We start from the raw sequence: 24252 nt of genomic DNA on the forward strand, positions 1-24252 counted from the left end.
GCGGGTGTAGCTCAATGGTAGAGCAGCAGCTTCCCAAGCTGAATACGAGGGTTCGATTCCCTTCACCCGCTCCAAATCCAGCCGACGCAATCATCCATCCGGCATTGTGGTATCATCACGTGGCCTGTGAGGCGTCTTGTGCCAGAAGAATGGGCGGGTCCGCAGTTCATTCGCGGCGCGCCAGGCGGCCCTCGACACCATCAGCCAATAGTAGGGAAGAGCCAGCCACCGCCATCCCACCCTCCGCTTTTCTTCTGCGACCATGCACTTCAGCCCAAGCAGGAGGAACACGGCGTAGCTGCCAAAGACATTGAAGAGATCCAGCACGACCAGAGCACGAGTTGTGAAGCTCGAACTGCCGTCAACATCGATAAAGACCCTGTAGAGGATCGTTATGAGGAGAACAGGCGTGAGGGGGTGCATCAAGGCTGAGAGCAGCATGCCGCCAATCATGAGCTGGAATGTCAGCATGGCTGGAAAACCCAACTCGTGTGTCGCCTTGCCCGGGTTGCGCATGATCACGAGCCAGGTTTGGAACCATCCCTTGAACCAGCGAACACGTTGGCCGAGCCAGATATTGTAATTCACGGGCGCATCCTCGACAGTCTGATAACGCAGGGTTTCAGCCCGATATCCGTGGCGAAACAGCCGCATTCCGAGATCCGCATCTTCTGTCACGTTGAAGGGGTCCCAGGCTCCAACCTCGCGTAGGACATCGGTTTTGAAATGATTGGATGTCCCCCCAAGTGGCAGCGGCAGTCTGAACCGGGCCAGCATGGGCAGAAGACCGCGGAAAAGAGCAGCATATTCGAGTGCAAACAAGGCACTGACAGAGCTCTTCTCCGGATTGCCGATAACGAGAGGCGATTGGAGGCAGGCGACGTCGGGAGGTGCCGCAAGAAACCGGGTATATGCCTCAAGCAATTGCTTGGGGTGCGGTCTGTCTTCCGCATCGTAGATGGTCAGGTATTCACAGCGAACTCCAGCCAAGGCATAACTCAGCGCTTTCGGCTTTGTTCGGGGAGCACAGGGTGGTACTTCAACGATCTCGAAATTCGGCGGCAGCCGGAATTGCTTGAGGGCGGTGAGCGTGTCGAGATCGTCAGCCTCACAAACGAGCTTGATATCCAGCCGGGAGCTTGGCCATTCAAGCCGCTCCAAACTGCGGATAAGTTGTGCTGCGACTTCTGCCTCTTTGTAAAGAGCGACCATGACGCAATAGCGAGGAAGGGCAGGGGGGAGGTCGATAAGGCGTGGTGGCGGCGGCTGTTTCCTTAAAAGGATCAAAGCCATGATGCGCAGAATGATTGCAAATAGATAGGAGACAGAAAGAATGACGTGGATCAGCGGCAGCATGAGTGCCGGGGCATGCAACAGGATCAACAGCAAGGCTGCAAGGATCCCGCCACCAAGAAAGCCCTGTTTGCCGGAAGCGACAATGCGGGCTGATGCATCAGGCGCAGTTTCGAAAAGGTGGAAAACAACAGAGCGCACGCGCCGTTCTGCTCCGCATGTCCAGACCGCCTTGCGAATGGCGGACGGCGTGGTGACGATCAAGGTCTGACGAAGATCCGGAAGTTTTCTGAGGAGTTCCGCAGTGGCGCCGAGCCTCGCAGCCTGCGGAACGATAGCAACCTTAGGGGCGCGATGCCGTTCGATAACCCGCACTTGAGTGGGGTATTGAAGCTGACTGTCCAGTCGCGGGAGATCCTGAACATTGTCTCCGTTGATCTTCGCCGTAAACGGCAGTCCGAGCATTTCAGCCATGGCTGCGAAATGCCGTTCTTCGTCAACATGCCGGGTCGCCAGCAACTCCTCCTCAAGCGAGGATTGATTTATCGCCGCCTGTCGTGACAGCCTGCTGATAAGTGTACGAGAAACACCCAGCAGCCGAAGAGCCCCTGCCTCATCTAGGTCGTCCGGCAGCAGTTCTCTCTTGCGTGCGGGCGAAGGCTCATGTTGCGAGCCCCCAGCTATCCTGCAGTCAAGAATGTCCTCTGGATATTCCCCCGAAACGGTCAAGCTGGTACACCGCGATAGGCCGTTGCCGATACTTCGTTATGGATCACAGGATTGCAACTAATGAGTTTTATTCAAGAAATAAAGCCTGGATTTAGAGTTGCATTTTTTCTTATTTTATCAATTATTTCAATACTTTATGTTCAAGTAGCCCAGGCGGCGGAGAGCTCGGGTGGCGTACCTGTCCTATCGGACCCGAATGAACGTTTAACCAAGCCCAATTTGTCAAACCTGGCTCGTTTTCGCGTATTAACGACGTCTGATTTTCCCCCGTTCAACTTCGTCGATCAGACCGGACGACTAGCCGGTTATCACGTAGATGTGATCAGGGAGGTGTGTAGAGAGCTGAACATAGAGGCAAAATGTCAGGTTCAGGCTTTGCCCTACACAGATCTGGAGGGGGCGCTGGAGGCCGGAAACGGTGAAGCCATAATGTCTGGAATTGCGATAACGTCCGGCTTGCGGCAGAAGTTTTCTTTCTCCAGGCCGTATTTGTTTCTGCCAGCCCGGTTCGCTGTGCAAGGCAAACTCGGTTTGTCTGGCCGGGCAGGAGAAGCTTTGGCAGGACGGAAAGTTGGCGTTATCGCCAATACTGCGCACGAGAAAATGCTTGGAACATTTTTCCCAAAACTCGTAGCCGTACCTGTGAACGGACAGGAAGAATTGTTCTCTTCACTCAAGGAAGGCAAAGTCGATGCAATCCTCGCAGATGGCGTGAGAGTCCCCTTCTGGGTCGCCAGTCCGGCCGCAGAAAAGTGCTGCGTTCTGCTGGATGGCCCCTACCTGTCTCAGCATTATCTGGGCGAGGGGTTCGCGGTCATGCTTCGCAAGGGAAATGCGGTCCAACTGACGGCCGCCGTCGACTATGCTCTGGCGCAACTGGCAGCAAAAGGGCGCCTGCAGGAAATCTATCTTCGCTACTTCCCCAATGGCTTCTATTGAGACGCTTATCTTTTCATTGAGCGGCTCGCCTCACTGGCTGGCCCAGATGATACGGGCGATCCAATCGACATCCTCGACTGCAAAACTGCGGTTAGGATGGTCGGGATTAAGCGAGGAAAGCTCAATTGAGCGCGCACTCTGCCGTGCAAGAACCTTCGCCATCACCTCACCTTCGCGTGTCTTGACGACAACCCGGTCTCCCTTCCGAACCTGCGCACCGGGCTCTACGATCAGCCGATCACCGTCTCGATAGAGTGGCAGCATGGAATCGCCCTGAACTTCGAGAGCATAGACATTGTTGTGCTTCGAAACAGCGGCGGGAAACTCCACCACATCCCACCCTTGACCGGCAGGAAAGCCCCCATCGTCAAAGAAACCTCCGGCTCCAGCCTGGGCAAAGCCGAGCAGGGGGATGGAGCTCATTTGCGGCAGAAAAACTCCGTCAGGCATACGTGGAGTACCAGTCGGCGCCAGATAGCCCAGGAATTCATCCAGAGATGCGCCTGTGGCTTCCAAAACCTTGGAAATGGATTCCGTGGATGGCCAGCGCTCCCGTCCATCCGGACCCAGGCGCTTCGACTTGTTGAAAGATGTGGGATCAAGTCCCGCCCGACGGGCAAGGCCCGATGCCGAAAGTTTGTGCTTCTCGGCAAGCGTATCGATTGCCTGCCATATCCCGCCATGTGACAGGGCGGACCGGGACAAAGCGCTTGCCTTGCCAACCTGCTCAGTCTGGACGGCCTGCAAGATGGAAATGGCTTCGCGACTTGTCTCACTCATATCCGCCTCTTTCGTGCGATCCGGTCGAATGCCCCGTGGCAGTTCGCCTGTATTCCAACAACTGGATAAAACAGTTCCGATCAATGCTACGGATCCCGAAACAGAGTACATTCGGTGACGCAGCATAGGGCTGAAGCTCCGCGCAATCTGGAGGTGTTCTCGTCTCAGGGCGTCACCGCCCCGCACACGATTAAACACTTCCACGCCCGGAAGTTTCATGGAGCTTTAGCCAATATTTCGTCGGACGTAAAGAAAAAAAGGAATAAAATCCTTTTCTTAAAAAGCACTCAAGCAACCATCGCCATGTTGACCTTGCCAAGCTTGATCACCGCCTGGGTTCGGCTATCGACGTTGAGCTTCAAAAGGATAGCTGAAACATGTGCCTTGATCGTTGCTTCGGAAACGCCGAGTTCGTAGGCGATCTGTTTGTTGAGCAGCCCTTCGGCGAGCATGGATAGCACGCGCGTCTGCTGTGGTGTCAGGGTCTTCAATCGCTCGATCAGTTCCACGACGGCCGGATCTTCTTCGGTATCCCGCTCACCCTGTGATGGGAACCAGACGTCGCCGGCCAGAACGGCTTCGATGGCGCTGCGAATATCCTCCAGTCCTGAAGATTTGGAAATGAAGCCCGACGCGCCGAGTTCCATGGCGCGCCGCACCGTCGCGCCGTCATCCGTCGCCGAGACAATTACGATAGGCAGGCTGCTGAACTCTGCCCGCATGGACATCAGCCCTGAGAAGCCGCTAACACCCGGCATGGCAAGATCCAACAACATAAGATCCGCTTCCAGCTGACTTCGCACTGCCTTTCGAGCGTCCTCGAAGGTTCCGGCCTCAATGATGTGGGGCTGCTCGGCCACCGTATTGAGGGCCTGGCGAAGCGCGCCGCGAAACAGCGGGTGATCATCCGCAATGATGATGGTGAGTTCTTGCATATCCATACCCCCTCCCAAGAGCATGCCAGCCTTCCAGGTTACGAATTTTAGCGTTCTGAAAAGCATCAAACAAGCCCAAGTTTAAGGGGGGCAGGTCTTGGGGTCCAGCGGTTTCAGGTCCGGTTGGGATCGTAATCCTGTTCGTCGCGCCGTTCGCCGATAATATCCATGAACCTCTGGAAGAACCGTTCCATGATCGAAAGTGATTTTTCGACCTCCTCGTCGCTCGGGAGCCCCGATGTGCGGGATGCGCTTTTGGTTTCCAACTGGGTGACGCGCTTGTCGAGCGCATCGAGTTCCTGCTCGAAGGCCTTTCGCTCGTCGGCAGCCAGACGGCATGTCAGTCCCGAAGCCTCCTCCCGGCAGAAGCTGACGTCGCCGGTTTGCTTGTCGAGGCGGATGAAGCCCTTCTCTGTCCGCTCCAGTTGAAAGCGTGCAGGATCCGCAGCACTTTGCGCCAGGACGGCACCGCTGGAGAGAAGCAGAACGGTGGTGGTAAAGATGGCGCGAGCCGACATTGCTATTTCCTCCCAATATCGCATTTGCGAGTAATGCGACCGATGCGATGGACAAGTGCGCCCGTTTGCGGCAAAGCGCAGGGTATAAGCTAGGACACAGCCGGATCATCGCAATGAGTCATGTCATCTATAAGATCGTGCCAGAACCCCTTTGGGTAAGCGCCGAACAATCCGGCCGTTTCGAGGGCGCGCCTGTCGATCTGACGGATGGCTTTATTCATTTCTCCACCGCAAGCCAGGTGCGCGAAACCGTAGCCCGCCACTTCAAGGGACAGACTGGTCTGCTGCTGGTCGCCATCGATGCCGATCGTCTGGGTGGGCAGTTGAAATATGAGCCCTCTCGCGGTGGCGATCTCTTTCCCCATCTCTATGCGAACCTGATGCTCGATACGGTCATCTGGAAGCGCCCCCTGCCTGTGGGACCAGATGGATCGCATGTATTTCCAGAGGAGCTTGTCTGATGCCGATTTTCGATCTCGCCCGCAATGCTCTCTTTCTCCTCGATCCTGAAACCGCGCATGTGGCTTCAATCGCAGCTTTGAGATCCGGGCTTCTTCCATCGGTTCATCTGCCGCCCGATCCGCGCTTGCGGGTGTCCTTGGGCGGTCTGGAGTTTCCCAATCCCGTGGGCCTTGCCGCAGGCTATGACAAGAACGCCGAGGTGCCGGGGGCAATCCTTCGTCTCGGCTTCGGCTTTACCGAAGTCGGCACTGTCACGCCGAAACCGCAGGATGGAAATCCGAAACCGCGCATTTTCCGCCTGACCAGGGATGAGGCGATGATCAACCGGCTCGGCTTCAATAATGAAGGTCATGAGGCGGCACTCGCTCGACTGCTGGCGACGAAAATCCAGGGTATCGTCGGCGTCAACATCGGTGCCAACAAGGATAGTGAAGACCGCATTGGCGACTATGTGCTCGGCATTCGCCGCTTCTATGATGTCGCCCGCTACTTTACCGCCAATATCTCCTCGCCCAATACGCCTGGCCTGCGCGACCTTCAGGCCCGCGAAAGCCTTTCGGCACTCTTGAGCGCAGTGTTGGCAGCCCGCGATGAGGAAGCAGTCCGAGCGGGGAAAACCGTTCCGGTTTTCCTGAAGATCGCGCCGGACCTGACCGAGGAAGGAATGGACGATATCGCCGCCGAAGCGCTGGCACATCCGCTGGACGGTTTGATCGTTTCCAACACCACGCTTTCCCGTGATGGCTTGCGCGATGAGGCACAATCCATGGAAACGGGAGGCCTTTCCGGCAAGCCGCTGTTTTCCCGCTCAACCACGGTCCTGGCAAAGATGCGCAAGCGCGTTGGTCCGAAACTGCCAATCATCGGCGTTGGCGGTGTATCTTCGGCAAAGACGGCGCTCGAAAAAATCCGGGCCGGTGCCGATCTCGTGCAGCTTTATTCCTGCATGGTTTATCGTGGACCGGGGCTCGCTGCCGATATCGTGAGGGGACTTGGCGCGGAACTCGATCGTCTGGATGTCAGGTCCATCACGGAATTGCGCGATACCAGTCTTGATGCCTGGGCATCCAGACCTCTCTGACTCGCGGCAAGCCAAACGGCGGCTTTTCGCCACATTCACTAAATTGTTCAGTTAATCTTGAGCATTTGGTGATATCCTCACTCTATGTTACCGTCTGTAACATTGAACGAGGATGGGAAGATGAACATACATCTCAACTTGCCCGCACTCACATTCGGTTGCCTCCTCTTGTGTGCAATCGGTCTGCGTATCGGGATCTGGATGGTCGCTCCGGGCGCTTGAGCCCGAAGCCAAAGCATGTCGCTCAAAAGTGTGCAGCGGTTTTGCGATAACGACATGCGTCAAAACAAAGAGTTAGAGCGTCAGGAGCGAATCTTAAAGATCGCGATGAGCTCTAGATCGACGTCAGGCCATGAAGGCTGTTTCAAGTCAGGCAGACAGGACCATCGCCCAGTATGTGCGATTTGTGGATGGCGAGCGTGCCACGGCGACACCGACACGACTGTAACTGCCGAGCATGTTTTGAAAGTGCTTGGGTGAATCGATCCAGGCCTGCACAGCTTCCGTGACCGTGGTTTGACCGCTTGCAATGTTTTCGGCGGCGGGCAAGGGCACGTCATTGCGCTTCATCCGCGCGCCATAATCATCCCCAAAGCCAATGAGATGGCTCATCTGGTTGGCTTTCGCCATGCGCACAGCCTGCTCTGCCGCCGCCCGTCCCGTGGGCACGCTTGCAGACAGGGGCGAAAGGCCATGCTTCTTTCGCAACTCATTGACCAGTGGCAGCGCGGCCCTGGTATCGTCCGTCGCGCCATCGACTTTTGCTGGGCCGGTGGTCGTTACGCATCCGGCTGTCACGAGAAGCGCACTGCCGGAAAGCAGCAGGAATCCACGGCGGGAATTTGATACGAGATTCGGTGTCATTAGCGTCTGTAGCTGAAAATACGCAGGAGAATGAAGGCTGGTATGACGATGACCGCACCGGCGATCAGGTAATCACCAACGGCGCCCAGCGCATGGAATCCGCGATACCAGAGGTCCAGAACCAGATTTCGGATGCCATAAACAATGTCCCATGGATGGAGATCGAACATCGCCATGACAAAGCCCACGACGAGAGACACGACAATCAGTTTTACGACTGTGCGGGCAGGCGAATCGCCCAGCATTCGGTTCATCTGATCAGACATTCCTGGCCCTCTAAGCATGTATGGACCCAGCAGACATAGTTTCGCACATGTCCAGCCGCAAGTTTCGAGGCAGCCCATCCGATAGAACTTGAGTTTTTTTGTGGCTTGGTTCAGATGCCGCAAATGCAACGAGCCGGTTTCAAGTCATGAGCGCCAACCAGTTTTCTTCCGGTGATGTTATTGCCGATCGGCGCGCCGATTATGCCCGGATGCTGGCGGAAAGCGGCGATCATGCCGCAGCCGCCGAACTCTTCGAGCAGGCTCTCGAAATCGCACCCGATTGGACAGCGGGCTGGCTGTTGGCCGGAGAAGCTCATCAGAAAGCTGGTGCGCGCGAAGCGGCAATCGCTGCATTCGAGCAGGTGATGAAAAGGGACGCGCAAGGCCTGTTCGGCGCAAGTCTGAAACTCGCAGCGCTTGGCGCCACGCCCGCGCCGGACGCACCGCCCTCCGCCTATGTCGAGGGGCTGTTTGACGACTACGCCGATCGCTTCGAGATGTCGCTGGTCGAGAAGCTGAATTATTCGGTGCCAGCCAAGCTGTTTGCACTTGTCCAATCCCATGGACCGTTCGATTTGACTGTCGATCTCGGTTGCGGCACCGGTCTCTTTGGTGTCGAAATCGCATCAGGCACGGCCAGGCTCGAAGGTTTCGACCTTTCAGCCAATATGCTGGCAAAGGCCGAGGAAAAGGGCATCTACCGCCATCTCGGCCAGGCAGATCTCTCTCGCACGGATGCGGATACATCGCTCTTCAGCGAGGACCGGCCACGCCATCGTGCCGATCTCGTCTCGGCGGCCGATGTGTTGATGTATCTTGGAAATCTGGATGTCCCGTTCGCGCTGGCTGATGAACTGCTGAAACCTCGCGGTCTTTTCGCTTTTTCCGTCGAAGATGCTGGCAGTTCTACGGACGGCTTCGTCCTGCAGCAATCACTCCGCTACGCGCATACGCAAAGCTACATCGAGACACTTCTGGCAAGCCATGGTTTTGATCTCGTGGCCTTGTCTCGTACGGATATTCGAATGGATGCCGGAAAACCGGTGCACGGCATCCTTTTTCTTGCGCGCAAACGCGCCTGATTTGTGCGATTCTTGTCTTTTGCGTCAGGAGTGCTGTCCTATCTTGATTTCGTAAATGCTGCGGCGCACAATCGAAGCGTCGGGGCAGATAGACGGGGACTTCGGGATGGCGCAGAAGATGGCATTGGGTTTCTACAGCACGGATCCGGCGCGTCACACACTTGCGGAAGATAGCCAGGGTCTCATTTGCGGTGCATTGATTTCTGCGCTCGGGTTTTACCTGTTGAATCGTGTCGGCCTGCTCACAGGCGGAACGGCGGGCGTTGCTTTTCTGCTTCACTACGTACTCAACATCTCGTTCGGCCTTCTGTTCTTCATCGTCAATCTTCCCTTCTACTGGCTGTGCTTCAAGCGATTGGGCTTTGCCTTTTCTGCTAAGACCTTCATTGCCATCGGGCTGGTGTCGATCATGACCGAGCTTGAGCAACGCTATCTGTTGATAGGATATCTGCATCCCTTCTGGGGCGCGCTAATGGGCGGTCTTTTGCTTGGTTTCGGCTTGCTGGCTCTTTATCGCCATCGCGCAAGCCTTGGTGGCGTTGGCATTCTGGCAATATATATTCAGGAGCGTTTCGGCATCCAGGCGGGCCTCATTCAGCTGGCATTCGATGCCTGCGTCATGGCGGCGGCCTTTCTGCTGCTTGAACCGGGCATTGTTCTCTGGTCCATTGTCGGCGCGGTGGTTCTCAATCTGTTTCTGGCGATCAATCACCGGTCGGATCGCTATATCGTGGTACGCTGATGGTGAATGTAAGCGAAGGCAAGACTCCGGTCGGGTTCTGGGCATCCAGCACGGATCGCCATTCCATCATCGAGGATATGCAGGGCGTCGTTGCCGGGTCCATGCTCGCAGCACTGGGCGTAACACTTCTCTCGGCTGCCCATTTGCTGATCGGAGGCACAGCGGGTCTGGGCTTCCTGCTTCGATACTCCACGGGCTTCAGCTTTGGCGTGGTCTTCTTCGCGCTTAACCTTCCCTTCTACTGGCTGGCTTACAAGCGTCTGGGCTTTGCCTTTACGATCAAGACCTTCGCGGCCGTCGCCCTGACCTCCGTGTTGACGGAAGTGCTGCCTTCTCTCATTCCGATCGCTGGCATCGATCCGCTCGTTGCCGCGCTGTTCGGCGGACTTCTCATCGGAACCGGCATGCTCGCTTTGTTTCGCCATCGTGCAAGCCTCGGCGGTTTCGGCATTCTCGCGCTTTACCTACAGGACCGGCTTGGCTGGCGTGCTGGCTTCGTGCAATTGGGGCTCGATCTTGCCGTTCTGGCGCTGGCCTTTCTGGTTGCCACACCCTTCGTCATCCTGTGCTCGATCCTTGCGGCGGTGACATTGAACCTGACGCTTGCCATCAATCACCGCACCGACCGGTATATAGTCCGATAGAGCGTTCCCGGCTGAAACGCTCTATCCTTTGTTTTCCGCAATTCCGGACGCAAAACCGCCTCTCACTTTGCTGGAATTGCTCTGACCCCTTCTTTTTCACGCGGAAATCATTACTTCTGACCGCGTGGAAAAGACCTTGGCCGATTATCAGAACGCCCTGCCGGACCTCCTGCCTCGTCCCTTCCTGAAATGGTTCGGCGAGAAAGGATGGTCGCCGCGTGCGCATCAGCTGGAATTGCTTGCACGTTCGGTGTCGGGCGAGAATATGTTGCTGATTGCACCAACTGGTGCAGGTAAGACGCTTGCCGGATTTCTACCCTCGCTGACCGACTTGACCCGGCGTGGCCAACTCCCGCCGGGGTCGCCCTTTGTGGGTGTCCACACCCTCTACATCTCGCCGCTGAAGGCGCTGGCGGTCGATATCGAGCGCAACCTCATGAAGCCGGTTTCCGAAATGGGGCTTCCGGTGTCTATCGAGAACCGTACGGGAGATACGCCGCAGGCCAAGCGCCAGCGTCAGAAGACGAACCCGCCGGATATTTTGCTGACGACCCCCGAGCAACTGGCCTTGCTTCTCGCCAACAAGGAAGCGGAGCGCTTCTTCAAGGATCTGAAATATGTGGTTCTTGATGAACTGCACTCGCTGGTGACATCGAAGCGCGGCCACCTGCTGTCGCTTGGTCTGGCCCGGTTGAGGCGACACGCGCCCGGTCTTCGCACCATCGGGCTCTCGGCCACGGTTTCCGATCCCATGGATCTGAGGCGTTGGCTTGTCCCGCAGACTACGCCGCAGGATGATGGGCCGGAAGCACCGGCCGGTCTTGTGCATGTGACGGGCGGCGCGGCACCGGACATCACCATCATGACGACGGAGGACCGCATACCCTGGTCTGGACACGTTGCGACCTATGCCATTCCGGCCGTCTATGAAGAAATCCGGAAGCACAAGACGACGCTGATTTTCGTCAATACGCGCTTTCAGGCTGAGCTCCTGTTTCAGGAGCTTTGGACCATCAACGAAGATAATTTGCCGATCGCGTTGCATCATGGCTCTCTCGATGCGGGACAGAGGCGCAAGGTGGAAGCTGCCATGAGCGCGAACAGACTGCGCGCGGTGGTGGCGACCTCGACGCTAGACATGGGACTTGATTGGGGCGATGTGGATCTGGTGGTGCATGTCGGCGCGCCAAAGGGTGCATCCCGTCTGGCGCAGCGCATCGGTCGTTCAAACCACCGGATGGACGAGCCGTCAAAAGCGATCCTTGTGCCTGCCAATCGTTTCGAGGTCATGGAATGTCAGGCCGCGCTCGATGCCAATTATATCGGTGCACAGGATACGCCGCCCGTTGGGGAAGGCGCGCTTGATGTTTTGGCCCAGCACGTTCTTGGCATGGCCTGCGCCGAACCCTTCGATGCCTTGGAGCTCTACGACGAAATCACCAGCGCTTCACCCTATTCTGGGCTCACCTGGGAGCTGTTCGAGCGTATCGTTGATTTCGTGGCGACCGGCGGCTATGCGCTGCGCACCTATGAACGCTATGCCAAGATCCGCAAGACAAAGGAGGGCCGCTGGCGCGTTTCCAATCCGCAGGTCGCCCAGCAGTATCGGATGAACCTCGGTACGATTGTGGAGGCAACAGAGTTGAACGTGCGCCTCGTCAAGCGCAACCAGTTGGGTTCAGTCGGGCGCGGCGGTATGTCGCTTGGCAAGGTCGAGGAATATTTTCTGGAGCAATTGGTGCAGGGCGATACCTTCCTGTTTGCGGGCAAGGTACTGCGTTTCGAGGGTATTCGGGAGAACGAATGCCTTGTCACCAATGCCTTTTCGCTGGATCCCAAGATCCCGGCCTATGCGGGCGGCAGGTTCCCCTTGTCCACCTATCTTGCCGATCAGGTGCGGGCCATGCTGGCTGATCCGTCCCGCTGGCATGTGCTTCCTGATCAGGTGCGGGACTGGCTGGCAATCCAGCGCGACAAATCCATGCTTCCGGCGCGTGACGAGCTTCTGATCGAGACCTTCCCACGCGGAAACCGCTTCTTCATGGTCGCCTACTGCTTCGAGGGTCGGCTTGCGCACCAGACGCTGGGCATGCTTTTGACACGGCGGCTGGAGCGGGCAGGAGCAAGGCCGCTCGGCTTCGTGGCGAATGACTATGCGCTGGCCATCTGGTCGTTGAACGATATGGGCGGCATGATCGAGAGCCGTCGCCTCTCGCTCGGTGATTTGTTCGACGAGGACATGCTGGGCGATGATCTGGAGGCATGGCTGGACGAGAGCTTCATGCTGAAGCGCACGTTCCGGCAATGCGCAGTGATTTCAGGCCTGATCGAGCGCCGGCATCCGGGCAAGGAAAAGACGGGGCGGCAGGTCACCGTTTCGACCGATCTCATCTATGATGTTTTGCGCAGCCATGAGCCGGATCACATTCTGCTGGAAGCGACGCGGCGCGATGCCGCATCGGGTCTTTTGGATATCGGGCGTCTTGGCGCTATGCTGGCACGAATCAAGGGGCATGTGATTCACCGCCCGCTGGAGCGCGTATCCCCGCTCGCCATTCCGGTGATGCTGGAAATCGGCCGCGAGCCGGTTGCCGGCGAGGCGCAGGACTACGTGCTGGAAGAGGCGGCGGATGACCTGATTGCCGAGGCCATGGCGTGAGGCAGCCCTCACGGGTAGATGAGAATGATGAATTACAGAATGGCGCTCGCCGCGTCACAGACAGCCGGTCCGGTGGCCAGTGCGGAAATCATGATCAATGGCGTCGCCGCGCATTGCGACCCGCTGGGCGCGCTGTATCTGCCGGATCTATCCTGCCTTGTCGTCTCGGATCTGCATCTGGAGAAGGGCGCTGCCTTCGCGCGTCGCGGCATGATGCTGCCGCCTTATGATACGCTGGCAACTCTCAATCTGCTCTCCGCCGTCATTGCTAGATATGATCCCAAAACAGTGATTTCGCTGGGGGATAATTTTCACGACAGGCGTGGCTCGGAACTCATGCCCGCAGCATTCCGCGAAACGATCGGCGTGCTCGCCCGCGGACGTGACTGGATCTGGATCAATGGCAACCATGATCCGGACGGCATTTTCGATCTGCCCGGCCAGTCCCTGGACGAGCTTTTGTTGTCCGGGCTTGTTTTCCGGCACGAGCCAAGCCTGATTGCAGGACGGGGCGAAGTCGCTGGCCACCTGCACCCTTCCGCCACCGTCGCGCGTCGCGGCAAATATGTCCGCCGCGCATGCTTTGCCACCGACGGCGCGCGTCTCGTCATGCCTGCCTTCGGCGTGCTCACAGGCGGGCTGGATCTCAAGCACCGTGCCATGCACGGCCTGTTCGATCATGCGGCACTGATCGCACACCTCTTGGGACGCGATCGCATCTACTCGGTCCGTTTCGGTAATCTCATCGGCTGATTACCGCGTTACTTTCGCAAAGCCCTTGGCGAGAATTGGGCCTGTGGGTCGACCGGTCGGCGATCCGCCTGCCGGCTCAAGCGTGATCTCGTACAACTGCGCATCCTTGGGCGCCGGGAGGCTTGGCGGAACAAGCCTTGCAGACCGGGCCTGGGGCAGTAACCCCATGGAAACGGGTCCGGTCTCCTTGCTCGGGAGCGTCCAGACCTGCATCGTCCGGTCTCCTGGCACGGAAACATCCGCCAGAAGGCGCACCACGGCTCGCTCGGTGCCGAAATCTTCGACAACGGCCTGAACCTCGCCTGTTTCATTCACCAGCACTGCGACGACCAGCGGCTCGGCTGTTCGTGTCAGGTTCCAGCCAAGGGCAACCGCCAGAACCAGGCTGGCAGCGAGGCCTGCAAAACTTGTGACACGCCAGAAACCTTCATTCTGGATCGAGCGATTGTCGTTCGCGATATCGGGCTCAACCTCGGTTGTCTGCTCCGACGGCACCCGTTGTTGAAGATCTCTCTCGATCCTTGTCCAAAGATCGTGCGAAACCTCTGCAGGTTCGGCTGTCATATCCAGCGGAAGAAAACGCTCGCGCGATTGTGCCACGGCTCGCCGCAGAGCGACGTTGCGCTCCAGCTCGGCCTCCACGGTCTTCATGTCAGCAGGCTCAAGCAGTCCCAGAACATAGTCGTCGGCAACAGCATCCGGCTTGGTCAGATCAATCATGCCATGCACTCCCGAAGGGAGGCGAGCCCTCGGCGTATCCAGCTCTTTGTCGTGCCGAGCGGGAGTGAAAGCCGCCCGGCAATTTCGCCATGGCTGTAGCCGCCGACATAGGCCATCAGAATGCTCTTGCGCTTTTGCTCACCAAGACCCTCGAGGCAGGAGCGCAGCCGCGACGTACGATCAAGCGCTGCCCAGGCGGTCAGAACGCTTTCAGGTTGGTCGGCTTCCTGCAGGCTCTGGATCGCGTCTTCGCTGAGGAGATCCTCCCGGCTTCCGTCTCTCAGCATGTTGAGGGCGCGGTTGCGAATAATGGCATGGATCCACCCGCGTGCGCTGCCGCGATCCGGCGCATACTGATGCGCCTTGGTCCAGATCGCAATGAAACCGTCCTGGACAACTTCTTCTGCGAGGTCGCGTCGCTTCACGATTCTCTGGGCAATGGCAACGAGGCGGCCTGCTTCCGCGTCGAAGATACGCTTCAAGGCCTGCCGGTCGCCGCGCGCACATGCGCCAAGCTCTGTCCCCAAAGGATCTGCCGTCATATCCGCCAAGGTGTTCGTACTCCTAATCTATTTGTATCCTAATATGGTTCTGCTGAAGATTTGGATGCGAGAGGACAAAAATTTGAAAAATATTTTTTGGGTCTGCATCCAAAGCCCTCACCTCCCGTGTCTCATGGTCAGGAAGCGCAAAGCGAAGCGTCTTCCCCAACCGTTGAATGGGAGAACGAGATGACAATGTTCAAGACACTGATGGCAGCGACTGCACTTCTCGGCGCGTCGGCTGCACCATCTCTCGCGGCGCAGGCTGTAGGCCTTGTCGGAGACAAAACGCTGGTCATGTTCGATACGGAGAAGCCCGCTGTTTCCAAGACGGTGGAAGTTCAGGGCGTGACGAAGCTTGCGGGCATCGATCTTCGCCCGTCGAACAAGATGCTGGTTGGCGTTACCTCCGAGAACGTCATCGTCACCATTGACCCGGCCACCGGCAAGGCAACCGAAGTTGCCAAGATGGACAAGCCGCTGATGATGGGCGAGACGCCAGTTGTCGTGGACTTCAATCCCGCCGCCGATCGTCTGCGCTATATGACCGGCACGACCAATCATCGCGTCCATCCGGATACCGGCGCTGTGACCGTGGATGGCAGCCTTGCCTTCGAAGAGGGCGATATGCACAAGGGCGAAAAGCCGAACATTGTCGGTGCTGCCTATACGAATTCATTCGGCAAGCCCGAAAAAACGGCCATGTACAACATCGATGCCACCATTGGCGGGCTGATCCAGCAGACGAAGCCGAATGATGGAACGCTGAAGGCCGTCGGCAAACTGGGCGCCGAAAAGAAGGCGGCAAGCTATGCCTTCGATGTTCACACCTCCGCAGAAGGAAATAACACGGCCTGGCTGGTCGCAGACAATGTGCTGCACACAGTCGATCTTGAAACCGGCAAGGCGATGAAGACGGCAGAAGTCACCGGGACCAAGGGCATGATCCGCGACATCACCTTCATGCCTGCCATGTAATGCTTGCCGTCAGTCCTTGCGGAACAACAGGCTGGCCCCCCAGCCTGTAACGACCGCGACCATGACGCAGAACAGGCCATAGGCCAGCGGCTTCTCATGCGCCGCATCGGTAATGGCCTGTTCGAGACCAGTCTTGACCACGCGAAGAGGAAGATCCTTCTGCGCGATCAGCACGCCGCTCTTGAATAGATATGCATGCACCAGATGGACGCCGTCCGGTACATTGGCAGGCAGCCGCAGCGAAGCACGGAAAAGACTGGAGCTTACGAAGCGAACACCCGTCGTGTCGTTCTGGTAAAGCCCTCCGCCAACTTTCAGGCGTCGATAGGCTTCGCGAAAATCCGTCAGCTGTGCTGCATTGCCGAGATAGCCGGTTGGTGAAAGCGTCATATGGTTGATGCCTAGACCAAGACGGTTGAGCTGTGCGACAGGTTGAATGTCTGTCAGCGGTTTCGTGCTGGCGATCGAATAGGACTCAGGCGTCTGCTCGAAGGTCATGGATTGGGTGTTCATCCAGATACCAAAGACGCGCTCCTTTCGCCGGACAGTGGCATAGTCCCGCGGTCCCTCAAGCGTTACCACCACGTCATACTGCCCGATGGCAAGAAAAAGCTCGTCGGCATTGTTAAGGGCGCCGAAAACGGTAAGGTCTGCGCCTCGAAAATCCGATGTGATGGCAATTTCCGTTGTGGAGGTTCCAATTTCCAGCCCCTCTTTCACCGGAGGCAGTACGCCGGGCAAACCCTGGGCTTCTGCTGTTGTCACGGGCATAGCCAGCAGGCCAGCCATCAACAGGTGTCGGACGAGCGGAAGGAGGAACTGTCTCATCCGCGGCCTCCGCCTATCTGCAGCGAATAGAGATCGGCTGGGGTTATGATGAGATCGATTGCGAGGCGCACGCCGACCGCCAGAACGAGAAGGGCAAGGAGGGCGCGCAATTGCTCGCCGCGCAGCTTCTGGCCCACGCGAACACCGTATTGTGCACCGATGACGCCCGCCACCATCAGAATGGTCGCCAGCACGATATCGACGGAATAGTTCGTCGCAGCCTGCACGATGGTCGTGTAGGCGGTCACGAAGATGATCTGAAAAAGCGACGTACCCACGACCACATTGGTTGGAATGCGCAGCAGATAGATCATGGCCGGAACCATGATGAAGCCGCCGCCCACACCCATCACTGAGGTCAGGATGCCAATGCCGAAGCCCAGGCCAATAACCGGGATCGCGGAGAGGTAGAGCTTGGATTTCTTGAACCGCATTTTCAGCGGCAGTCTGTGCACCCAGTTGTGCTGGCCCGGTCGCTTCAAGGTCACTGGCTGGTTCTTCGCCGCCCGACGCATGGCTCGAAGGCTTTCCATCAGCATCAGGCTGCCGATGGTCCCCAGAAAGACGACATAGAGAAGCGAGATGATGAGGTCCAACTGGCCGAGTCGCCTGAGCCATGAAAAAATCCAGACGCCGACGGTCGCACCCGCCAGACCGCCGATCAAGAGCACGCTGCCGAGCTTCACATCCAGCGTTCCACGCCGGAAATGGCTGATTGCCCCGGAGATCGAAGAGGCGACGACCTGGTTTGCGCCGGTAGCGACAGCGACGACCGGGGGGATATTGTAGAAGATCAGAAGCGGGGTGATCAGGAAGCCTCCGCCCACACCGAACATGCCGGACAGAAAACCCACAGCTGCGCCCATGCCGAGGATGATGAAGATATTCACCGAAAGCTCTGCGATTGGCAGGTAGACTGTCACTGGAACGCCCCTGAAAACGAAAAAGCTCCGCCGTCGCGGGCGGCTTCGCGTTAAAGCATAATCCGACCGGAGTGAACGAGGATCGACAAGATTATGCTTCACAAACAGAAAGTGGAGCGCCCGCTGCGGCGTAGCGAAAAGTCCAAGTGGCCTGCGGCACGATCTGGGCGCCGCTAGCCTTGTTCGTCATGCGTCCTGCCGGGTAGCAAGTCAAATCAAACAACTCAAAAAACTGAGATTTGTCGATTTGTCCTTAACCGGTCGATCCGCTGACCTTTGCCTGATGCTGTTCCAGCAGCTTGCGAACAAGTTCCTCGGTAATATTGCCGTCGTCAGACATGCCGTTGCTCTTCTGGAACGACTTGATGGCGGCAATCGTCTTCTTGCCCATAAGGCCATCCGGCTGTCCCGCATCATAGCCATTCTTATTCAAGATAGCCTGAATGTTGCGGATAGCCTTGCCCATATCGATGGAGCCGGTCGAAGTCTGTGCGCCACCAGACCATTCGGTGGGGATGTTCACGCTATTGGCGCGCTGGTCGAGAGGCTTGACCGTCCAGCTATCGGCAGCGGCTTTGGCCTTTGCAAGCTGATCCGGCTTCAGTGCCCGACCGACTTCTTCGCGCTTGTCCGCAGCATCCTTGTCTCCAGCTTTGGCCGCCACGGCAAACCACTTGTAGCTTTCCTCCAGGTTCTGGGACGTGCCGTTGCCGCGCGCAAAAAGAATGGCGAGGTTGAACTGGCTGTCTGCGATACCGAGATCGGCTGCCTTCGTGAACCAGTTGACGGCTGCCTTGTAGTCAGCGGTTCCGGTTGCGCCCGACGCATAGAGAACGGCTAGATTGTGCATGGAGCTTGCATTTCCGGCGTTGGCAGCCTTCTGGTACAGGCTCATCGCCTTCGCCAGATCGCGCTCGACGCCGGTGCCTTTTTCGTAAAGACTGCCGAGACGGTATTCCGCAGGCGCAAAGTCACGCTCGGCCGCCATCTGGTACCAGCGCGCCGCTTCCTTCGGGTCCTGCGGGACGCCATTGCGGCCCTCGGTGTAGCGGGCAGCGATCTCGAACAGAGCCTGCGGATCGCCAGACGCGGCCGCTTCGGCCAGAGGCTTCTGTGTAATGACGGTCGGCACTTCGATCGAGGCTGTCGATTTCGCAGCAGACGGGGCTGGCGCAACCGGTGAGGCCGGAACTGCCTCGACCGGTGTGGTGGGCACCGCTTGTGCTTGCGCCGGGACCGGTTCCGTCAACGGTGGTAAAGACGTCGGCGAGTTTTGCTGAAGCGCCGTGCTGTCGACCGCGGTGCCTACGCTCGATCCACTATCGGACGAAGTGACTGTATTGCTGCTGGAAAGTGGCAGGCTCATCTGTGTCGAAGGCGATGTTTTCGTAACTGGAGGCGGTGGCGTAATGACCTTGTCCCCGCGGGTGAGGGTATTGATCAACGGAACGGTCATCAGGACGAGCAGAACTGCACCGATAGCCATCAGAATCGGGCGGCGATGACGGTTGAAGGTGCTGCGTAGGCTCCCGCCTGCGGCCGGTGCGGGAGTTGAAGACTTGCCTCGTCCTGCCTGAGCCGTCTTCGACTTCGATTGACCCGCCTTGGCAGGATCGGTTTCCTGCGCAGCGGCTTTTGCCGCACGTCGCGCGGCCGCGATGTAATCGATTCTTTCGTTGTCGCCGCCGGACGACGCCGTATTGACAGCCTGGCTTGCGCGCACCCGCTCAAGGATCTTGCGGACGTCCGGCTTGCCGGAGCCCGGCTCAAGAAGATCATTCTCGTGTTCCTGAGGTACGACATCGACCGGATCAATAGAGGGCGCGGGTTCAACGAAGGTGCGTTCCGGCTGGGCAGAGCGCTTGCGCTCAGTTTTGGAAGCAGGCTTCAGGCGCTTTGAAAGACTGGAGAGAAAGCCAGAATTGCCTTTCGCTTTGCCGTCTGTTTCCACCGGCTCCAAGAGGTCGTCAGCCTCGGGCTCATGATAAACCGGCGCGGTTTCGCGCATCAGCTCTTCCGTATTGCGCGCAAGAACTCTCGGCTCATGTTCCACCGAGGATGGCGCAGCCATTGGCGCACGAATAGCGGACTGCGGTTCGAAGGCTCCCGGCGACGGGTAGGATGACGCCGTGCGCGCAGAGAAGTGGTCATCCATTTTGTCCAGACGGCCTGCGATCTGAACCAGGGTGCGGTGTAGGCTGTCAAACGTAGTTTGCGTCCGTTCATCCGAGGCGCGGGCAAGCTGCTCCAGATGTCGCAGATCCTCTGCCAGCCCCAGGAGTTGTGACGGGTCTGACGCAGTACCTCCTGTCGCGGTTCCGACAGGGTTCTTGCGATAGGCTTCAACCACGGTTTCCGCAGCCTGGCGGGCAGCCTCAAGAATGTATTCGTCGCTGGTTGCCAGATAATTCTCGATGGAGGCCATGCGCTGATCGAGATCGGCAGGCAAACCCGTCTGCTCACGGGGAGCCTTCTGCATCATGCTGGTCAGATCGGCGATCTGCTGTTCAAGATGGGTAAGACCCTGCATGTCTCCGGCGGGACTGCGCGCGGTCTCGCTCAGACGCTCCGCGATTTCGTCAAGACGCTGTTCCAGCCGCTCGATGGAGTTACCGTCATTCAGCAGGCTCCGGTTGCCGGATTGGGTGCGATGCAGATGGTCTATGCGGGCAGCCAGATCGTCAAGGCGTGCAACCAGCTGATCAGCTGGCTGCTCATGCATCGCATCGATGCGGCGGGAAAGGTCAGCCAGATAGCCGGTCAGTTCTGTCTGGTTATTGCGGCCCAGGCTGGCGACGACTTCTTCCAGCTTCTCCTCGATCCGCTGGGTTTCCTGAACCTGCGAAAGACTGTCGAATTTTTCCGTCAGATAGCTCAGGCGTTCTTCGAGACGGCGGAACGCAGCCTGTTCTTCAACGCTATCGCGCACTCGGCTATTGCTGGCGACGGCACGGCTGATTTCGTCCAGGCGCTGGTCTACCTGCGAAAAATGATCATAGACCGTTTCCGGCAGCGGCGAGCGCGTGCCGAGATCCTCGATCACCGCCGCCAGCATCAGCACTTTGTCTTCCAACGCGCGCAGGGCAGGGCTGTCCGACATTGTGCCAAGCTCGGCTTTGATACCGTCGATACGGTAAGCGAGCGCGATCAGCTCTTTCTGGATACCTTGCGTGTCGATGTCCTGGATACGATCCTCAAGCTCGTTCCAGCGGACTTCCATCCGGTGTACGCTTTCTTCGCGCGCCAGCCCATCCATCATCGCGCGAAGCTCATAGAGTTCGCCTTGAAGGCGCTGTGAACCTTCCGGCGCCTGATGATGCATGTCCTCTACGATCTGGGCCAGACGGGCCAGTTCGCTGCGCAGTTCATCGGGAAGGCGCCGATCGGTGGAGAGATCGCGGATCGCGTGGATCTCATGTCGGACATGCTCCATCTCGCGGGAAATTCCCTCGGAGATGTCCTGCTTCAAATCCTGACGCAGCATTTGCAGCGCACCGACTAGATCGCCCACGCTATACTCCGGTGCAGGCGCCGCACGTTGGCGACGGCGCTCTTCCGGGTGGTGAGCCTCAGAACGGCGTTCCTCGGTCCGCTGCTGCTCGCGGTGCCGCTGCTCGGAGGGAGCTTCGCGGTAAGCCTGCGCTGTATAATCAGGATCGCTGGCGCGTGCGCTGACAGATCTTGCGGGGCTGCGCATAACCGGGGTTTCCGGCTGGCGCTGAGCTTGCATGGCCGGGCGGGGCGCAGGTCGGTCCGACAGTGGCGAATAGGCCTTACTGTTTGCTTGCAGAGATACGTGGGGCGCCCGGTCCGCTGCTGTTCTTTGTTCTTGCCGAAGTCCTTCCTCAGCGCGTGCATGGTCTTGCCTGCGTGGTTGATCGCGGTGATCGCGCTCATCCTTTTGCTGGCCAGGTTGTTCTTGCGCAGGCTGATCGCGTCGTGGATCACGTATGCGCTCGCTTGGGCGCTCAGTATTGCCGAGTGAGCGCTGGCGTTGACGGATTTCGCTCAGGAGTTCCTTGTCGATTCTTGGTTCGCGACCCGAGGCCTTGAGCAGGCCTTCAATCCGCGCTTCGAGATTGTCGATGGTCTTGTTCAGCGCATCGAGCGAGCGTTCCCCGCGCGGATTTTGATTCAGGCGTGATCCGTTCATGTCTAGCTCGCTCGCTTTCCGCTGCGCAACGTTCCGTCAGGTCTGCTGATCCTCACGTCCAGCATCTTGATCGGCTGACGATAGACTTCGCGCACATTCTAGGGCTTTAGCCACCGAACCTTGTTCAGGGCTTGCCCGTGCGCGAAACTGCATTGCGCCGTAGACCGAAGCGCTGGATCTTCGGTTCGGTTTCACCTTTCGCGAAACGTGGTTAATACTGTGTTAACAAACAGTCGCATGCGGCGAGCAAGTGTGTGATTTTGCAAGGGCGGAGCCGGAAAACAACGGGCAGAATATGTGCCTGATATAATACATTTACTCACCGGTCCTTCATCTTTGCACGGGATGATCGCGAGCGCTCGTCTGCCGCGAATCAGTCAGAATGCGCAGGATGCGGCTTGGGAGCCAGCGGAATCGCCGGAGCGGCCGATATGTGCAAACCTTTGTCGAAGATTTTATCGCGCATAGTCACATTGCCGGATTGACGTTTACGCGCACGTCAATATTTTAGGAGCACAAATGCCGGTCAAGTCCGGCCGCTGATCTGGAGGAGTTCGCGAATGCCAGTCTTCAAGGCCCCTGTCGCCGATACACTGTTTATCCTGAATGATGTGCTCGGCATCGAGCGCTACAATAATCTTCCGGGTTTTGCCGATGCGACCCCGGAAATGATCGACGCCATTGCGAGCGAAGCAGCCAAGCTCTCTGAAGAAGTTCTCTTTCCGGTCAACTACTCGGGCGACCAGGAAGGCTGTGTTCGCGCTGAAGACGGCAGTGTCAAGGCGCCGAAGGGCTTCAAGCAGGCCTATGACGCCTATTGCGAAGGTGGCTGGATCGGTCTGGCCGTGCCGGAAGAGTTCGGCGGTCAGGGCCTGCCTTACACGCTGCATGCGGCGGTTGGCGAATATACCTCCGCTGCCAACATGTCGCTCATGATGTATCCGGGCCTGACGCAAGGCGCGATTGCCGCGATCCTCGTTCACGGCAACGACGAGCAGAAGCAGACCTATCTGCCGAAGATGGTGGAGGGCAAATGGTCCGGCACCATGAACCTGACCGAACCCCATTGCGGCACCGATCTCGGTCTGCTGCGCACCAAGGCCGTTCCGAACGGCGATGGTACCTACAGGATTTCCGGCCAGAAGATTTTCATCTCCGCTGGCGAACACGACATGACGGACAATATCGTCCATCTGGTGCTTGCTCGTATCGAGGGCGCGCCTGCCGGCACCAAGGGTATTTCGCTGTTCATCGTGCCGAAGTACATCGTCAAGGACGATGGCTCGCTCGGCGAGCGCAACAAGGTCGTCTGCGGTGCCATCGAGCACAAGATGGGTATTCACGGCAACGCCACCTGCGTCATGAATTATGACGAGGCGACCGGCTATCTCATCGGGGCGGAGAACAAGGGCCTCAACGCCATGTTCGTGATGATGAACGAGGCGCGTCTGGGCGTCGGTCTTCAGGGGCTGGCGATTTCCGAAATCGCCTATCAGAACGCCGTCGCTTATGCCAAGGACCGAATTCAGGGACGTTCCCTATCCGGCCCCAAGGCCCCGGAAAAGGCTGCCGATCCGATCATCGTGCATCCGGATATTCGCCGGACCCTGATGACCATCAAGTCATTCAACGAGGCCGGTCGTGCCTTCATGCTCTGGACCGCTCTGAAGTCAGACATCGCCCATCGTTCGTCTGACGCCAAGGAGCGTCAGGATGCAGACGATCTGCTGGGTCTTGCCACGCCGATCCTGAAGGGCGTACTGACCGACAAGGGCTTCGATCACGCCGTAATGGCGCAGCAGGTCTATGGTGGCCATGGCTACATCGAAGAATGGGGCATGAGCCAGTATGTGCGCGACGCCCGTATCGCCATGATCTACGAGGGCGCCAACGGCATCCAGGCGCTCGATCTGGTTGGCCGCAAGCTCGCCCTGAATGGTGGTCGCGCTGTGATGGCAGCCTTCAAGGAAATCGGTGATTTCTGCGAGGAAAACCGCTCGAACGAGGCGATGGCGCCCTACACCAAGGCCCTAAAAAAGGGCTTGAACGACCTGCAGGCCTCCACCATGTGGTTCATGCAGAACGCCATGGCAAAGCCCGATAACGCGGGTGCCGGATCGACGGACTACATGCACCTCTTCGGTCTGGTGATGCTGGGCTATATGTGGGCGAAGATGGCCAAGTCTGCGCAGGACCTTCTGGCAGCGGGTGATGAGCGCACGGATTTCCTCAACGCCAAGCTCGTCACCGCCCGGTTCTACATGGACAAGATCATGCCGGAAACAGCGCTGCGCAAGGTTCGTATCGAAACAGGCAGCGACACGCTGATGGAACTGGCCGCCGAAGCGTTTTGATTTCTAC

General features: G+C 58.0%; 21 protein-coding genes and 1 tRNA gene. 11 read left to right on the forward strand and 11 right to left on the reverse strand.

Annotation, left to right across the window (positions count from 1 at the left end; genetic code table 11):
• Positions 1-74: transfer RNA gene (locus MUU53_RS00235), tRNA-Gly, on the forward strand.
• A gap of 16 nt (positions 75-90) precedes the next feature.
• Here MUU53_RS00235 and MUU53_RS00240 read toward each other — a convergent pair.
• A complete protein-coding gene (locus MUU53_RS00240; RefSeq protein ID WP_247259065.1) occupies positions 91-1812 on the reverse strand; it encodes a glycosyltransferase family 2 protein in 1722 nt (573 codons plus the stop codon).
• 270 nt (positions 1813-2082) lie between these two features.
• Between MUU53_RS00240 and MUU53_RS00245 the strand changes: the two genes are divergently transcribed.
• Positions 2083-2961 (forward strand): transporter substrate-binding domain-containing protein, encoded by an 879-nt coding sequence (locus MUU53_RS00245; protein WP_247259066.1) that lies wholly within the window; start codon positions 2083-2085, stop codon positions 2959-2961.
• Between the two features lie 30 nt (positions 2962-2991).
• Here MUU53_RS00245 and MUU53_RS00250 read toward each other — a convergent pair whose 3' ends face one another.
• The 3 genes from MUU53_RS00250 to MUU53_RS00260 form a co-directional block, all read right to left on the reverse strand.
• Positions 2992-3741 (reverse strand): S24 family peptidase, encoded by a 750-nt coding sequence (locus tag MUU53_RS00250; protein WP_247259067.1) that lies wholly within the window; start codon positions 3739-3741, stop codon positions 2992-2994.
• Positions 3742-4028: 287 nt separating this feature from the next.
• Positions 4029-4676 (reverse strand): response regulator transcription factor, encoded by a 648-nt coding sequence (locus tag MUU53_RS00255; protein WP_247259236.1) that lies wholly within the window; start codon positions 4674-4676, stop codon positions 4029-4031.
• A gap of 113 nt (positions 4677-4789) precedes the next feature.
• Positions 4790-5194 carry a hypothetical protein gene (locus MUU53_RS00260; RefSeq protein ID WP_247259068.1) on the reverse strand — a complete coding sequence of 135 codons (405 nt, stop codon included), beginning with the start codon at positions 5192-5194 and terminating at the stop codon, positions 4790-4792.
• Positions 5195-5307: 113 nt separating this feature from the next.
• Between MUU53_RS00260 and MUU53_RS00265 the strand changes: the two genes are divergently transcribed.
• Positions 5308-5655 carry a DUF952 domain-containing protein gene (locus MUU53_RS00265; protein ID WP_247259069.1) on the forward strand — a complete coding sequence of 116 codons (348 nt, stop codon included), beginning with the start codon at positions 5308-5310 and terminating at the stop codon, positions 5653-5655.
• Positions 5655-6737, forward strand: a complete 1083-nt coding sequence (locus MUU53_RS00270) for a quinone-dependent dihydroorotate dehydrogenase (RefSeq protein WP_247259070.1) — start codon at positions 5655-5657, stop codon at positions 6735-6737. Before MUU53_RS00265 ends, MUU53_RS00270 begins: the two co-directional genes overlap by 1 nt.
• A 369-nt stretch (positions 6738-7106) precedes the next feature.
• Here the strand turns inward: MUU53_RS00270 and MUU53_RS00275 are convergent, their stop codons facing one another.
• Together MUU53_RS00275 and MUU53_RS00280 are read right to left on the reverse strand one after the other, a co-directional pair.
• On the reverse strand, positions 7107-7601 hold the full coding sequence (locus MUU53_RS00275; protein WP_247259071.1) for a CAP domain-containing protein: 495 nt from the start codon (positions 7599-7601) through the stop codon (positions 7107-7109).
• Positions 7601-7867: a DUF6460 domain-containing protein gene (locus MUU53_RS00280; protein WP_247259072.1), complete on the reverse strand. Its 267-nt coding sequence runs from the start codon at positions 7865-7867 to the stop codon at positions 7601-7603. The genes MUU53_RS00275 and MUU53_RS00280 overlap by 1 nt, the downstream gene beginning before the upstream one ends.
• Positions 7868-8013: 146 nt before the next feature.
• Between MUU53_RS00280 and MUU53_RS00285 the strand changes: the two genes are divergently transcribed.
• The 5 genes from MUU53_RS00285 (at position 8014) to pdeM (ending at position 13747) form a co-directional block, all read left to right on the forward strand.
• Entirely contained in the window at positions 8014-8949 is a 936-nt protein-coding gene (locus MUU53_RS00285) for a class I SAM-dependent DNA methyltransferase (protein ID WP_247259073.1), read from the forward strand.
• 106 nt (positions 8950-9055) lie between these two features.
• Positions 9056-9691 (forward strand): YitT family protein, encoded by a 636-nt coding sequence (locus MUU53_RS00290; RefSeq protein WP_247259074.1) that lies wholly within the window; start codon positions 9056-9058, stop codon positions 9689-9691.
• Positions 9691-10335 carry a YitT family protein gene (locus tag MUU53_RS00295; RefSeq protein ID WP_247259075.1) on the forward strand — a complete coding sequence of 215 codons (645 nt, stop codon included), beginning with the start codon at positions 9691-9693 and terminating at the stop codon, positions 10333-10335. The genes MUU53_RS00290 and MUU53_RS00295 overlap by 1 nt, the downstream gene beginning before the upstream one ends.
• A 136-nt stretch (positions 10336-10471) precedes the next feature.
• Positions 10472-12994 (forward strand): ligase-associated DNA damage response DEXH box helicase, encoded by a 2523-nt coding sequence (locus MUU53_RS00300; protein WP_247259076.1) that lies wholly within the window; start codon positions 10472-10474, stop codon positions 12992-12994.
• A 27-nt stretch (positions 12995-13021) separates the two neighbouring features.
• Positions 13022-13747, forward strand: coding sequence for a ligase-associated DNA damage response endonuclease PdeM (gene pdeM / locus MUU53_RS00305; RefSeq protein WP_377307265.1), 726 nt, complete (start codon positions 13022-13024; stop codon positions 13745-13747).
• Here the strand turns inward: pdeM and MUU53_RS00310 are convergent, their stop codons facing one another.
• Together MUU53_RS00310 and MUU53_RS00315 are read right to left on the reverse strand one after the other, a co-directional pair.
• Positions 13748-14467: an anti-sigma factor gene (locus tag MUU53_RS00310; RefSeq protein WP_247259077.1), complete on the reverse strand. Its 720-nt coding sequence runs from the start codon at positions 14465-14467 to the stop codon at positions 13748-13750.
• On the reverse strand, positions 14464-15009 hold the full coding sequence (locus tag MUU53_RS00315; protein ID WP_247259238.1) for a sigma-70 family RNA polymerase sigma factor: 546 nt from the start codon (positions 15007-15009) through the stop codon (positions 14464-14466). The genes MUU53_RS00310 and MUU53_RS00315 overlap by 4 nt, the downstream gene beginning before the upstream one ends.
• Positions 15010-15198: 189 nt before the next feature.
• Here MUU53_RS00315 and MUU53_RS00320 point away from each other — a divergent pair, with 189 nt between their 5' ends.
• Positions 15199-15987 (forward strand): DUF4394 domain-containing protein, encoded by a 789-nt coding sequence (locus tag MUU53_RS00320; protein ID WP_247259078.1) that lies wholly within the window; start codon positions 15199-15201, stop codon positions 15985-15987.
• 9 nt (positions 15988-15996) lie between these two features.
• Here the strand turns inward: MUU53_RS00320 and MUU53_RS00325 are convergent, their stop codons facing one another.
• The 3 genes from MUU53_RS00325 to MUU53_RS00335 all read right to left on the reverse strand — a co-directional run bounded on the left by MUU53_RS00325 (position 15997) and on the right by MUU53_RS00335 (position 21891).
• Positions 15997-16815, reverse strand: coding sequence for a TIGR02186 family protein (locus MUU53_RS00325; RefSeq protein ID WP_281434937.1), 819 nt, complete (start codon positions 16813-16815; stop codon positions 15997-15999).
• Positions 16812-17738 carry a sulfite exporter TauE/SafE family protein gene (locus MUU53_RS00330; RefSeq protein ID WP_137135947.1) on the reverse strand — a complete coding sequence of 309 codons (927 nt, stop codon included), beginning with the start codon at positions 17736-17738 and terminating at the stop codon, positions 16812-16814. The genes MUU53_RS00325 and MUU53_RS00330 overlap by 4 nt, the downstream gene beginning before the upstream one ends.
• A 253-nt stretch (positions 17739-17991) precedes the next feature.
• Positions 17992-21891, reverse strand: a complete 3900-nt coding sequence (locus MUU53_RS00335; protein ID WP_247259079.1) for a peptidoglycan-binding protein — start codon at positions 21889-21891, stop codon at positions 17992-17994.
• Positions 21892-22451: 560 nt separating this feature from the next.
• On the opposite strand from MUU53_RS00335, the gene MUU53_RS00340 reads away from it, so the two are divergent.
• Positions 22452-24245 (forward strand): acyl-CoA dehydrogenase C-terminal domain-containing protein, encoded by a 1794-nt coding sequence (locus MUU53_RS00340; RefSeq protein WP_247259080.1) that lies wholly within the window; start codon positions 22452-22454, stop codon positions 24243-24245.
• Positions 24246-24252: the final 7 nt, after the last annotated feature.

It is taken from the genome of Affinirhizobium lemnae (assembly GCF_022968395.1).
Classification (GTDB): domain Bacteria; phylum Pseudomonadota; class Alphaproteobacteria; order Rhizobiales; family Rhizobiaceae; genus Neorhizobium; species Neorhizobium lemnae.

Coding starts and splice junctions, on each gene's coding strand:
- MUU53_RS00270 (WP_247259070.1), top strand. CDS start 5,655: ATGCCGATTTTCGATCTCGCCCGCAATGCTCTCTTTCTCCTCGATCCT.
- MUU53_RS00250 (WP_247259067.1), bottom strand. CDS start 3,741: ATGAGTGAGACAAGTCGCGAAGCCATTTCCATCTTGCAGGCCGTCCAG.
- MUU53_RS00315 (WP_247259238.1), bottom strand. CDS start 15,009: ATGACGGCAGATCCTTTGGGGACAGAGCTTGGCGCATGTGCGCGCGGC.
- MUU53_RS00255 (WP_247259236.1), bottom strand. CDS start 4,676: ATGCAAGAACTCACCATCATCATTGCGGATGATCACCCGCTGTTTCGC.
- MUU53_RS00280 (WP_247259072.1), bottom strand. CDS start 7,867: ATGTCTGATCAGATGAACCGAATGCTGGGCGATTCGCCTGCCCGCACA.
- MUU53_RS00340 (WP_247259080.1), top strand. CDS start 22,452: ATGCCAGTCTTCAAGGCCCCTGTCGCCGATACACTGTTTATCCTGAAT.
- MUU53_RS00335 (WP_247259079.1), bottom strand. CDS start 21,891: ATGAACGGATCACGCCTGAATCAAAATCCGCGCGGGGAACGCTCGCTC.
- pdeM (WP_377307265.1), top strand. CDS start 13,022: ATGAATTACAGAATGGCGCTCGCCGCGTCACAGACAGCCGGTCCGGTG.
- MUU53_RS00290 (WP_247259074.1), top strand. CDS start 9,056: ATGGCGCAGAAGATGGCATTGGGTTTCTACAGCACGGATCCGGCGCGT.
- MUU53_RS00275 (WP_247259071.1), bottom strand. CDS start 7,601: ATGACACCGAATCTCGTATCAAATTCCCGCCGTGGATTCCTGCTGCTT.
- MUU53_RS00325 (WP_281434937.1), bottom strand. CDS start 16,815: ATGAGACAGTTCCTCCTTCCGCTCGTCCGACACCTGTTGATGGCTGGC.
- MUU53_RS00265 (WP_247259069.1), top strand. CDS start 5,308: ATGAGTCATGTCATCTATAAGATCGTGCCAGAACCCCTTTGGGTAAGC.
- MUU53_RS00310 (WP_247259077.1), bottom strand. CDS start 14,467: ATGATTGATCTGACCAAGCCGGATGCTGTTGCCGACGACTATGTTCTG.
- MUU53_RS00245 (WP_247259066.1), top strand. CDS start 2,083: ATGAGTTTTATTCAAGAAATAAAGCCTGGATTTAGAGTTGCATTTTTT.
- MUU53_RS00320 (WP_247259078.1), top strand. CDS start 15,199: ATGACAATGTTCAAGACACTGATGGCAGCGACTGCACTTCTCGGCGCG.
- MUU53_RS00285 (WP_247259073.1), top strand. CDS start 8,014: ATGAGCGCCAACCAGTTTTCTTCCGGTGATGTTATTGCCGATCGGCGC.
- MUU53_RS00295 (WP_247259075.1), top strand. CDS start 9,691: ATGGTGAATGTAAGCGAAGGCAAGACTCCGGTCGGGTTCTGGGCATCC.
- MUU53_RS00260 (WP_247259068.1), bottom strand. CDS start 5,194: ATGTCGGCTCGCGCCATCTTTACCACCACCGTTCTGCTTCTCTCCAGC.